At 69.4% G+C, this 11,824-nt stretch carries 9 protein-coding genes, 1 tRNA gene and 1 pseudogene; 4 read left to right on the top strand and 7 right to left on the bottom strand.

What is annotated here, in order from left to right; genetic code table 11:
* Positions 1–165 precede the first annotated feature (165 nt).
* Both ABZ562_RS37290 and ABZ562_RS37285 read left to right on the top strand, forming a co-directional pair.
* A pseudogene (locus tag ABZ562_RS37290) lies at positions 166–1,029 on the top strand (class E sortase); the annotation flags it as partial.
* A 33-nt stretch (positions 1,030–1,062) separates the two neighbouring features.
* Positions 1,063–1,806, top strand: coding sequence for a class E sortase (locus ABZ562_RS37285; protein ID WP_361488766.1), 744 nt, complete (start codon positions 1,063–1,065; stop codon positions 1,804–1,806).
* Positions 1,807–1,906: 100 nt separating this feature from the next.
* On the opposite strand, the gene pknB is transcribed toward ABZ562_RS37285, so the two are convergent.
* From pknB to ABZ562_RS37255, 6 genes are all read right to left on the bottom strand, one after another.
* Complete coding sequence (pknB, locus tag ABZ562_RS37280) at positions 1,907–3,892, bottom strand: Stk1 family PASTA domain-containing Ser/Thr kinase (RefSeq protein WP_361488763.1); 1,986 nt, start codon at positions 3,890–3,892, stop codon at positions 1,907–1,909.
* Positions 3,893–4,063: 171 nt separating this feature from the next.
* Positions 4,064–5,536, bottom strand: a complete 1,473-nt coding sequence (locus tag ABZ562_RS37275; RefSeq protein ID WP_361488760.1) for a penicillin-binding protein 2 — start codon at positions 5,534–5,536, stop codon at positions 4,064–4,066.
* A complete protein-coding gene (locus tag ABZ562_RS37270; RefSeq protein WP_361488757.1) occupies positions 5,533–6,960 on the bottom strand; it encodes an FtsW/RodA/SpoVE family cell cycle protein in 1,428 nt (475 codons plus the stop codon). The genes ABZ562_RS37275 and ABZ562_RS37270 overlap by 4 nt, the downstream gene beginning before the upstream one ends.
* Before the next feature lie 22 nt (positions 6,961–6,982).
* Positions 6,983–8,560 (bottom strand): protein phosphatase 2C domain-containing protein, encoded by a 1,578-nt coding sequence (locus ABZ562_RS37265; protein ID WP_361488754.1) that lies wholly within the window; start codon positions 8,558–8,560, stop codon positions 6,983–6,985.
* Between the two features lie 75 nt (positions 8,561–8,635).
* On the bottom strand, positions 8,636–9,157 hold the full coding sequence (locus ABZ562_RS37260) for an FHA domain-containing protein (RefSeq protein ID WP_055545898.1): 522 nt from the start codon (positions 9,155–9,157) through the stop codon (positions 8,636–8,638).
* Positions 9,158–9,167: 10 nt separating this feature from the next.
* Positions 9,168–9,998 (bottom strand): DUF3662 and FHA domain-containing protein, encoded by an 831-nt coding sequence (locus ABZ562_RS37255; protein WP_361488751.1) that lies wholly within the window; start codon positions 9,996–9,998, stop codon positions 9,168–9,170.
* Between the two features lie 307 nt (positions 9,999–10,305).
* Here ABZ562_RS37255 and ABZ562_RS37250 point away from each other — a divergent pair.
* Positions 10,306–10,392: transfer RNA gene (locus tag ABZ562_RS37250), tRNA-Leu, on the top strand.
* Positions 10,393–10,652: 260 nt separating this feature from the next.
* On the opposite strand, the gene ABZ562_RS37245 is transcribed toward ABZ562_RS37250, so the two are convergent.
* Entirely contained in the window at positions 10,653–11,306 is a 654-nt protein-coding gene (locus ABZ562_RS37245) for an NAD(P)H-dependent oxidoreductase (RefSeq protein WP_361488749.1), read from the bottom strand.
* Between the two features lie 119 nt (positions 11,307–11,425).
* Here ABZ562_RS37245 and ABZ562_RS37240 point away from each other — a divergent pair, with 119 nt between their 5' ends.
* Complete coding sequence (locus ABZ562_RS37240; protein WP_361488747.1) at positions 11,426–11,806, top strand: helix-turn-helix domain-containing protein; 381 nt, start codon at positions 11,426–11,428, stop codon at positions 11,804–11,806.
* Positions 11,807–11,824: the final 18 nt, after the last annotated feature.

Raw genomic sequence — 11,824 nt, 5'->3', positions numbered from 1 at the left:
GGCCCGGCGGCGGCCGCGGCGGCGGGGGGGCGCGGCCGGGGGGCCCGGGCGCCCGCCGCGGGGGATACCTGCGCCCCGGGGGGGGGGGGGGCCCCCCCCCCCGGCCCCCCCCCCCCCCACGACCGGACGATGCCGCTGCGTACGGTCGAGCCGGACCGTACGCCCGGCGGCCGTGCGGCCCGCCGCAGGGCGGCTCAGGAGGCCGCGAAGCGCGGCGGACGGCACGGAGCCCGGACGCGGGGCGGTACGGCCGTCACAGGGGCCACAGACGCCTCCGGAGAGGCGCGGCCGGACGCGGAGGCGCGGCCCCGAACCCGTATGGAGGCCAAGCGCGCCGCCCGTGCCCGCAAGGACAGCCCGGGCGTGGTGGCGAGCCGGGTGATCGGCGAGCTGTTCATCACCCTGGGGGTGGTGATGCTGCTCTTCGTGACGTACCAGCTGTGGTGGACCAACATCCTGGCCCACCAGCAGGCGGACGGCGCGGCAGGTGATCTGCAGAAGAAGTGGGACACCAAGGGCGCCGACCGCGATCCGGGCGTGTTCTCCCCCGGTCAGGGATTCGCGATCATCTACATCCCCAAGCTGGATGTGAAGGCCCCGATCGCCGAGGGGATCGACAAGCACAAGGTCCTCGACCGGGGCATGGTCGGCCACTACGGCAAGGGCAGGCTGAAGACCGCGATGCCGTGGGACAAGAAGGGCAACTTCGCGCTCGCCGGGCACCGCAACACCCATGGCGAGCCGTTCCGCTACATCAACCGCCTCAAGCCCGGCGACAAGATCGTCGTCGAGACGCAGAGCCGGTTCTACACGTACGACATGGCCACCATCCTGCCGCAGACGTCCCCTTCCAACACGGGCGTCATCGGCCCGGTGCCGCCCGGCTCCGGCTTCGGCAAGCCGGGCCGCTACATCACGCTGACGACCTGCACCCCCGAGTTCACCAGCACGTACCGGATGATCGTCTGGGGCAAGATGGTCGACGAGCGGCCGCGCAGCGAGGGGAAGCCGGACGCACTGGTCTCGTAGGACCGGGAAGATCCAGAAAAGGGGTACCACGCGGTGGCACGGACCGACCACGACCAGCGGCAGGGCCGGGACCCCGCCCCGTCCGAGACGCGAGCGGCCGGCCACCCCGGCCGCGGCCGGATCGCGGCGGCCATCGGAGTGCTGGGCGAGCTGCTGATCACCGCGGGGCTGATCCTGGCCCTCTTCGTGGCCTACTCGCTGTGGTGGACGAACGTCCTCGCCGACCGGGAGGCGAAGAAGCAGGGCGACCAGGTGCGCAAGCACTGGGCCGCCCAGGGGCCGGGCGAGCTCGACACCAAGGACGGCATCGGCTTCCTGCACGTGCCGGCCATGGGCGACGGCGAGGTGCTGGTCAAGAAGGGCACCTCGACCGAGATCCTCAACGACGGCGTCGCCGGGTACTACACGGAGCCCGTCAAGGCCGCGATGCCCTGGGCGAAGTCGGGTAACTTCGCGCTGGCCGCCCACCGGGACGGGCACGGCGCCAAGTTCCACGACATCGACAAGATCCACGACGGCGATCCCGTGGTCTTCGAGACCCGGGACACCTGGTACGTCTACAAGGTCTACGCGACGCTGCCCGAGACCTCGAAGTTCAACGTGGACGTGCTGAACGCGGTCCCGAAGGAGTCGGGCAAGAAGAAGGCGGGCCGCTACATCACCCTCTCGACCTGCACCCCGGTCTTCACCTCGCGGCACCGCTACATCGTCTGGGGCGAGCTGGAGCGTACCGAGAAGGTCGACGCGGACCGTACGCCCCCCAAGGAGCTGCGCTGAGGCAGCACCTGTTGACGCTTTACGCCAACGGGGAAGCCCCCGGCGCCCTCTCCCGGGCGCCGGGGGCTTCCCCGTGCGGTGGTGCCGTGTGCGAGGCGGGCTAGCCGCCGAGGCCGCCGAAGAAGCCTCCGCCGTTGTCGCCTCCGCCGTCGTTGCCCTTGACCGTGATGAGGTTCACGGACTGCCCCTTGGGCACCTGGGTGCCGGCGCCGGGGTTGCTGGCGACCACGGTCGCGTTGTCGTCCTGCGGGCCCTGGATGTTGCCCACGTTGAGCCCGAGGTCCTGGAGGGCCTTCTTGGCGTCCTTGAGCTTCTGGCCGCCCAGGTTGGGCACCGGGACCTGCTCCTGCTGGGCCGGAGCCTTGGCGATGGTCAGGTTGATGGTGGATCCGGGCGCGGCCGTACCGCCGCCCGCCGGGTCCTGCCTGATGACCGTGCCGGCCTCGGCGTCGCCGCTCTCCTCCTCCGTCGACTGGACCTTGAAGCCCTGCGCCTTGAGGGTGGCCTCGGCGTCCGCCTGCTTCTTGGTGGTCACGTCGGGGACGGGGACCTGCTGCTGCGGCGCGGCGACGGTCAGGGTGATCGTGGTGCCCCGCGCGACCTTCTTGCCCGCCTCCACGCTCTGGCGGATCACCTTGCCCGCGGTCTGGTCGGACTCCTCGGTCGTCTTGTCGACCTCGAAGCCCTTGTCCTTGAGCGACTGCTCGGCCGAGTCGAACTGGACGTTGAGGACGTCGGGGACCTCGATCTTCTCCGCCGGCTTCTTGCCCTTCGACATGGTCAGCTCGACCGTGCCGTACCGCTTGATCTCGCCGCCGCCCTTGGGATTCTGGTCACAGACCGTGTTCTTGGCCTGGTCGCAGAAGTCGGAGCCGACCTGCTTCACCTTGAAGTCGCCGTTCTCCCCCTGGGCGGCGGCCTCCTTGAACGTCTTCCCGGCCAGCGACGGCACCGGGACCTGCTCGTCGTTCTTACCGTTGCCGGTGAGCGCCTTCCCGATGAAGATCGCACCGACCAGCACCAGGATGCCGGCCACCACCAGCAGGATCGTCGAGAGGTTGCGCTTCTTCTCCGGGCCGCCCCGCCGCCGCTCCGGCCGCTCGTCGTAGCCGAAGCCGCCGTCGTCGTCCCGCATCGGGGGCAGCATCGAGGTCGCCGGACCGGTGTCCTGCGGCCGCAGCATCGTCGTCGGCTGGTCGTTCGAGCCGTAGCCGACCGCGCCCAGCGCGGCGGTCGCGGCGACCGGCTGGCCTTCGAGGGCCGCCTCGATGTCGGCCCGCATCTCGTCGGCCGACTGATAGCGGTAGTCGGGGTCCTTGACCAGGGCCCGCAGGACGATCGCGTCCATCTCCGGGGTGATCTCGGGGTCGTACGTGCTCGGCGGCTGCGGCTCTTCCCGTACGTGCTGGTAGGCCACGGCCACCGGGGAGTCCCCGACGAACGGCGGCCGCACCGTCAGCAGCTCGTAGAGCAGACAGCCGGTGGAGTAGAGGTCGCTGCGCGCGTCGACGGTCTCGCCCTTGGCCTGCTCGGGGGAGAGGTACTGCGCGGTGCCGATGACGGCCGCCGTCTGCGTCATGGTCATACCGGCGTCGCCCATGGCGCGAGCGATGCCGAAGTCCATCACCTTGACCTGGCCGCTGCGCGTGAGCATCACGTTCGCCGGCTTGATGTCCCGGTGGACGATGTTGTTCCGGTGGGAGTACTCCAGGGCTTGGAGGATCCCGACCGTCATCTCCATCGAGCGCTCGGGGAGCAGCTTTCTCCCGGAGTGGAGAAGCTCACGCAGGGTGGAGCCGTCGACGTACTCCATCACGATGTACGGGATCGAGACACCGTCGACGTAGTCCTCGCCGGTGTCGTAGACCGCGACGATCGCGGGATGGTTGAGCGAGGCGGCCGACTGGGCCTCTCGGCGGAACCGGGCCTGGAAGGACGGGTCGCGGGCGAGGTCCACCCGGAGCGTCTTCACGGCGACAGTGCGGCCGAGGCGGGTGTCGTGCGCGAGGTAGACCTCCGCCATGCCACCGCGGCCGAGCACCGAGCCCAGCTCGTACCGGCCGCCGAGGCGACGCGGCTCTTCCATAGCTACTCCAGCCCTCTTCCGTCATTCCCGGCCGCACCCTGTGTGGGGGACCGGCGAAGTGCTGCTCGCGCATACGGTACCCGGCACGTCTTACGGGACCCGGCCTCGGCCGATACTTGATACCGGACCGGTACGACGACGTGCGGGATTGGTATCAGGGCGTGACCGGCGTCACTTGTCGCGCTCGCTGTCGAGTACCGCCTTCATCACATTCTTGGCGATCGGCGCCGCCAGCTTGCCGCCCGCGATGTCGCTGCGCAGGGTGTCGGAACCCTCCACCACGACGGCCACCGCGACCGGGGAACCCTCGTCGGTCTTGGCGTACGAGATGAACCAGGCGTACGGGTTCTCGCTGTTCGCGACGCCGTGCTGAGCCGTACCGGTCTTGCCGCCGACCGTGGCGCCCGGGATCTGGGCGTTGGTGCCGGTGCCCTCCTTGACCACGGTCTCCATCATGTCCTGGAGCTTGCCCGCGTTCTCCGAGCTGAGCGGCTGGCTCATCTCCTCCGGGCTGGTCTGGTCGACCGTGTTCAGGTTGGGGGCGCGCAGCGAGTCGATCATGTACGGCTTCATCAGCTTGCCGTCGTTGGCGACCGCGGAGGCGACCATGGCCATCTGCAGCGGGGTGGCGCGGGTGTCGAACTGGCCGATGGAGGACAGGGCGTTGCCCGGCCGGTCCATCTTCTCGGGGTAGATGCTGGCGGCGGAGCGGACGGGCATGAAGACCTCTTCGTTGAACCCGAACTTCTTCGCCTCCTCCAGCATCTTGTCCTTGCCGAGGTCGTCACCGAGCTTGCCGAAGACGGTGTTGCAGGAGTAGCGCAGGGCCTGCCGCAGGGTCGCGTTCTCGCAGGGGATGTTCCCCTCGTTCGGCAGGTCCTGGGTGGACAGCGGCAGCCGCCACGGCACCGGCGAGTTGGTGGCCCCGTCGATGTCGGTGTACTTGCCGTTCTCCAGCGCCGCCGCGGCGGTGACGACCTTGAACGTGGAGCCGGGCGGGTACGTCTGCCGCAGCGCCCGGTTCAGCATCGGGTCGTCCTTGTCGTTCTTCGGCTGCAGCGCGTTCCAGGTCTCCTCGTCGCTCTTGCCGCTGCCCGCGAACTTCGACGGGTCGTAGCTCGGGGTGGAGGCGAGGGCGAGGATCTTGCCGGTGCGCGGGTCGAGCGCGGCGACGGCGCCCTTGTTCTTGCCGAGGCCCTTGTACGCGGCCTCCTGGGCCTTGGCGTTCAGGGTGGTGATGACGTCACCGCCCTTCTGGTTCTTGCCGGTGAACATGTCGACGGTCCGGTTGAAGAACAGCCGGTCGTCGTTGCCGGTGAGGATGCCGTCCTCGAGGTTCTCGATCTGGGTGGCGCCGAACGCCTGGGAGGCGTACCCGGTCACCGGTGCCCACATCGGACCGTTCTTGTACGTGCGCTTGTACTTGAAGTCCGTCCCGTCGGTCTCCACCGACCCGGTGATCGGGCGGCCGTCGACGATGATGTTGCCGCGCGGCTGGCTGTAACGGGCGATCAGGACCCGGCGGTTGTTCTTGTTGTTCTTCAGCCCGTCGGCCTGGACGTACTGGATCCAGTTGTCCCGCACCAGCAGGGCGAGGACCAGAAGGCCGCAGAAGATCGCGATTCGGCGCAGGGGCTTGTTCACGGTCGGACCACCTGAGTCATCTCGGCGTCAGTGGTGGGGGCGGGCGCGGGTGCCGGCCGGCGGGCGGTGTCGCTGATCCTGATGAGGATCGCGATCAGCGCCCAGTTGGCGAGCACCGACGAACCGCCGTACGCCACGAACGGCATCGTCATACCGGTCAGCGGGATGAGGCCCATCACGCCGCCCGCGACGACGAAGACCTGGATGCCGAACGCGGCGGACAGGCCGACCGCCAGCAGCTTGCCGAAGGGGTCCCGGGCGGCGAGGGCGGTGCGCATGCCGCGCTCCACGATGAGGCCGTACAGCAGCAGGAAGGCCATGGTGCCGGCCAGCCCCAGCTCCTCGCCGACGGTGGCGAGGATGAAGTCGGAGTTGGCCGCGAAGCCGATCAGGTCGGAGGCGCCCTGGCCCCAGCCGGTTCCCGAGACGCCGCCGGAGCCGAAGGACATCAGGGCCAGGGCGATCTGGTCGGTGGTGGCCCAGCTGGGCCGGGGGGTCTCGTAGACCGCGAAGGGGTGCAGCCACGCCATCACACGGACCTTGACGTGCGATTCGAACGAGGCGACTCCGACCGCGCCGACTGCGGACATCAGCAGACCGAAGACGATCCAGCTGGTGCGCTCGGTCGCCACGTACAGCATGACCACGAACAGGCCGAAGAACAGCAGCGAGGTACCGAGGTCGGTCTCGAAGACCAGGATCAGGATGCTCATCGCCCAGACGACGATGATCGGACCGAGGTCACGGCCGCGCGGCAGGTACAGCCCCATGAAGCGGCGGCTGGCCAGCGCGAGCGCGTCCCTCTTCACCATGAGGTAGCCGGAGAAGAAGACCGCGATGATGATCTTCGCGAACTCACCGGGCTGGATGGAGAAGGAGCCGATGGTGATCCAGATGCGCGCGCCGAACCGGGCCGGGAAGAACATCGGCAGGATCAGCAGGATCAGCGCACCGATCATGGAGATGTAGGTGTACCGCTGCAGGATCCGGTGATCCTTGAGGAAGATCAGGACGGCCACGAACAGGGCCACGCCCATCGCCGAGTACATCAGCTGGTTGGGCGCCGAGGGGGCGAAGGTCTGGCCGATCGCCTCCGCCCGGCCGGCCAGCCGCCTCGACTGGTCCAGCCGCCAGATGATGACGAGGCCGAGGCCGTTGAGGAGCGTGGCGATCGGCAGCAGCAGCGGATCGGCGTACGGCGCGAACTTGCGCACCACCAGGTGGCCGACGCCCGCGAGCAGGCCGAGCCCGATGCCGTAGCTGAGCATGCCGGAGGGCAGCTCGTCGCTGAGCGCCAGGCCCGCGTTGGCGTACGCGAAGACCGGAATGATCACCGCGAACACCAGCATGGCCAGCTCGGTGTTGCGGCGGCTCGGCGGACCGGCCGTACTGATCGTGGTCGTGTTGGTCGTACTACTGCTCATGGGTGGGCGGCCCTCTCACGGCTCACTGCTGGGTGCTGCTGCACTGCGGGACCAACTCCTTCTCCTGCTCCGACAGGGTGGGACCCGGCTTCGGAGTGGGAGAGGGCGACGCCGGGCTCTTCGGCGTCGGTGTGGCCTTGGCGGCGCGCAACCCCGTCGTCGCGCTCTGACTCCGCTGCGGCGTGCTGCTGCCGCTACCTGCCTTGCCTCCGGATCCGCCGCCGGCCTGCCCCTTGCCGCCGGTGAGGTCCTTCTGGCTCTCCTCGGCCCTGCGCTGTGCGTCAGCCTTTCTGCAGGCGCTGGCGAGAGTGGCGAGATCCTTCGTCTTGTCCTCGGCCTGGCCGAGCCCGCTGACCGCGATGGTGTCCTCCACGCGGCTGCGCTGGTCGGTCGGGAGGTACTTGAGTTCGATCTCGCGGTGGTCCTCATGGACCTTGTTGAGCTTGATCCACGCAAGGTCCTGGTTGATGCCCTGGTAGATCGCGACATGGTCTCCGTTGGAGCCCACGTAGTACTGCTTCTGCGTCCACTGGTAGCCGCTGTAGAGGCCGCCGCCGATCACGGCGAGGCCCAGCGCGATGATCAGCGACCGCTTGACCCAGGTCTTGCGGCCGCTCTTCTTCGTGTAGTCGCCGTCCGCGTAGGCCCCGTAACTGCCCTCGGGCGGTCCGCCGAGCCCCGGGTCGCCGCTGCCGGGCGGCCCGAAGCCACCCGGTGCGTCGCCCTGCTGCGGTACGGGACGGTTCCGGCCCAGCTCGGCGGCGCGGCCCGCCGGGGTGTTCCCGGCGCCGCCGTCCCCGAGGGGGACCTGGTTCTCGGCCACCGCGCCCACGATCACGGGGGTGTCGTTGAGCTGGCCGGCCAGGGTGTCGCCGCCGTCCACGTCGAGGACGTCGGCCACGATGCAGGTGATGTTGTCGGGGCCGCCGCCGCGCAGCGCGAGCTGGATCAGCTCCTGCACCGTCTCGTGCGGGCCCTGGTAGCTGGCGAGGGTGTCCTCGAGGGTCTGGTGGCTCACGACGCCGGACAGGCCGTCGGAGCAGATCAGATAGCGGTCGCCGGCCCGGACCTCACGGATGGACAGATCGGGCTCGACGTGGTCGCCGCTGCCCAGCGCGCGCATCAGCAGGGAGCGCTGCGGGTGGGTGCCCGCCTCCTCCTCGGTGATGCGGCCCTCGTCGACGAGCCGCTGCACCCAGGTGTGGTCCTGGGTGATCTGGGTGAGCGCCCCGTCGCGCAGCAGATACGCGCGCGAGTCGCCCACGTGCACCAGGCCGAGCCGCTGGCCGGTCCACAGCAGGGCGGTGAGCGTGGTGCCCATGCCCTCCAGCTGGGGGTCCTCCTCGACCATGACCCGCAGCTGGTCGTTGGCCCGCTGCACGGCGGTGCCCAGGGAGGTCAGGATGTCCGAGCCGGGGACGTCGTCGTCGAGCTGGACCAGGGTGGAGATCACCTCGGAGCTGGCGACCTCGCCGGCGGCCTGGCCACCCATGCCGTCGGCGATGGCGAGCAGCCGGGGGCCGGCATAGCCGGAGTCCTCGTTGCCCTCCCGGATCATGCCCTTGTGGGACCCGGCGGCGAAACGCAGTGACAGACTCATGCGCACCTCGCCCGTCGGCTCCGGGTACAGCCCCTTGCCAACCACGCTGCCCACCCTCCGGTCGTCATGGTCCTACTACTTCCGCAGCTCGATGACGGTCTTGCCGATGCGGATCGGTGCACCCAGCGGAATCGGTGTCGGTGTGGTGAGTCGGTTCCGGTCGAGATAGGTGCCGTTGGTGGAGCCGAGGTCCTCGACGATCCACTGGCCGTCACGGTCCGGGTAGATCCTGGCATGCCGGCTGGAGGCGTAGTCGTCGTCCAGCACGATTGTTGAATCGTGCGCACGACCGAGAGTGATGGTCTGCCCCTGGAGCGCGACCGTGGTGCCGGTCAGCGTCCCCTCGGACACCACCAGCTTGGTGGGAGCCCCGCGGCGGCCGCGGCCCGAGGGCTGCTGACGCTGCTGGGGCGGTGCGGCCTGCTGTTGCTGCCGCTGCTGCTGCGGCCGGTCGGGGGCGCCACGGCGCGCCGAACCGCGCTGGGTCACGCGAGTCCCGAACAGGTCGCTACGGATGACCTGAACGGCCACGATGACGAACAGCCACAGTACGGCGAGGAAACCCAACCGCATGACCGTGAGGGTCAGCTCTGACATTGCCCCCGCTTCACCCTTCGGCTTGCCGGTAAACGATGGTGGTGCTGCCCACGACGACGCGTGAGCCGTCGCGGAGCGTAGCGCGGGTGGTGTGCTGTCCGTCCACCACGATGCCGTTCGTCGACCCCAGATCCTGGATGGTCGGCGGTGTTCCGACCCGGATTTCGCAGTGCCTGCGGGAGACACCGGGATCGTCAATGCGCACGTCAGCGTCGGTGCTGCGGCCCAGCACCAGGGTGGGCCGGGAGATCTGGTGGCGAGTGCCATTGATCTCAATCCAGCGCCGGGTCTGCCCCTGCGGCTGCGGCACGGAGCCCGCGCCGCCGCTCCGGGCCCCGGGGCGGGCCCCGGGAGGGGCGCTGGGCATGGGCGGCGCGCCCGCGGGCTGGCCGCCGTAACCGCCGGGCCGCTGCTGCGGAGCCCCGCCGCGGGCCGGGGCCTGCTGGGCGGCCGCGCTCTGGGACTCGCTGGAGGCCAGCGTCCGGCTGCGCACCCGGTACAGGCCGGTGTCGAGGTCGTCGGCCTTCTCCAGGTGGACCTTGACGCCCCCCATGAAGGTGTACCGCTGCTGCTTGGCGTAGTCGCGGACCATGCCGGACAGCTCGTCGCCGAGCTGCCCGGAGTACGGCGCGAGCCGCTCGTAGTCGCCCGTGCTCAGCTCGACGATGAAGTCGTTGGGGACGACGGTCCGGTCCCGGTTCCAGATGGTCGCGTTGTTGTCGCACTCACGCTGGAGCGCGCCCGCGATCTCGACGGGCTGGACCTCCGACTTGAACACCTTGGCGAAGGTGCCGTTCACGAGACCCTCGAGACGCTGCTCGAAGCGCTTCAGTACTCCCACGGGGCACCTCCTTCCTCAGTCGTGCTCAGTGTCGTCCTGGTACTGCTTACTGATCGTATCCACGCGTCGGGAAATCGGGTGGTTCCCCTTCCTGGCCCTGTGGAGCAGTGTCACCTCTCACAGGATCGTAGAGGTGCCCTCTGGACAGTGTCCCGCAACCGCGGCGGAGCCCCTCCGGGCGGGGGCTCGACAACGAGTGTGAATCCACCCTGCCCAGCGTGCTAGTGTTCTCGATGTCGGAAGGCGCCGCGGCGAACCGGACCGAAAGGCCCGGGGGGACAGGCGGTGAGCGGAAGACAACACCCATGCGCGGGTGGCGGAATAGGCAGACGCGCTGGATTCAGGTTCCAGTGCCCGAAAGGGCGTGGGGGTTCAACTCCCCCCTCGCGCACCAGTCGGAGCGGGCCTCTCCGGAGTGACGAAAGTCGCTCGGGAGAGGCCCGCTTCGCTTTATATGGCGGGCCGGTCGGTCTCGCCTTGGGCCCGGCTCGACATCGGCTTGATCCACTGCCAGTTCGGCTTGATCCACATCAGTCGCCCCACGGCTCGGGCCGACGAACGGAAGCGGGGCCTCCCCGGAGGGGGCGGCCCCGCGGTTCCGCGGCCGACTGGGACTCGGACAGCGGCTCAGGCGGCTGAGGCAGCTGAGGCGGCTCAGGCGGCGAAGCGGGAAGCGAGCGCCTTGGCCTTCGTGGCGGCGTCCTCGTGGGCCTTCGCCTTGGAGGCGTCAGAGAGCTCGACCAGGTCGGCCATCGCCGGGTTGCTGCGGGCCAGGGTGAGCTCCGGCACAACGAACTCGACGTCGAGGTTGAGCCCGTCCTTCAGGGCCTTCTCCAGGTAGGTCGTGACGAACTCGAAGCTCTCCCGCGGCGTGCCCGGACCGTAGCCGCCGCCCCGGCTGGCGACGACGATCGTCGGGGTGCCCGAGGTGGTGGTCTGCTCGGCCCCGGAGGTGCGGCCCATGATGATCACGTGGTCCAGCCACGCCTTGAGGGTGGAGGGGATCGTGAAGTTGTACATCGGGGCGCCTATGAGGACCACGTCGGCCTGCTCCAGCTCACCGGCCAGGGTGTCGCGCAGCGCGAAGGCGGCCTGCTGCTCGGGGGTGTGGTTCTCGGTGGGCACGAATCCGGCCTGGGCGGCGAGGCCGTCCAGGTGCGGCAGCGGCTCGGCGGCAAGGTCGCGGTAGATGACCGTGCCGTTCGGGTGCTGGGCCTCCCACTCCTTGCGGAAGGTGGCGGTCACCGCGCGGGAGGCGGAGGCTTCGCCGGGGAAGACGGACGTGTCGATGTGAAGAAGCGTGGGCATGGGGGTGCCTCCGTGGACAAGGCGCTCGCGTAAGGAGCGGGTGTTTTCTACGTACCTACGATTGGCACAGTAGCTTACTTTTCTGCAGCACCAAACGAAACGCAGGTATCGTGTATTCCATGGCGGACGGAGGCGGGCCCGAGGTCCACGACGAGCACGTGTGCAAGCAGGTCGACGGCAAGATGACCCGGGTCTTCGAGCTGTTCGGGAAGCGGTGGACCGGGCTGATCGTGGCCGTACTGACCGAGCAGGGGGCGTACTTCGCCGAGTTGCGGCGGGCCATTCCGGGCATCAGCGAACGCATGCTGTCGGACCGCCTCACCGAACTCTCGGCGGCGGGGCTGGTGGTCCGCGAAGTGGACCACGGGCCTCCGTTGCGGGTGGCCTACCGGCTGACGGAAGCGGGGAAGGCGCTGGAGCCCGCGCTGAAGGAGCTCGGGCAGTGGGCCGAGGACCATCTGCCCGAGGGCGGCGGCTGCCCGGAGCAGTTCCGGCGCTGAGCATTTTCGGCGCTGAGC

The organism is Streptomyces sp. NPDC019937, assembly GCF_040631655.1.
In the GTDB taxonomy this organism is placed as follows: domain Bacteria; phylum Actinomycetota; class Actinomycetes; order Streptomycetales; family Streptomycetaceae; genus Streptomyces.
This window is presented reverse-complemented; position numbering and strand designations above follow the sequence as displayed.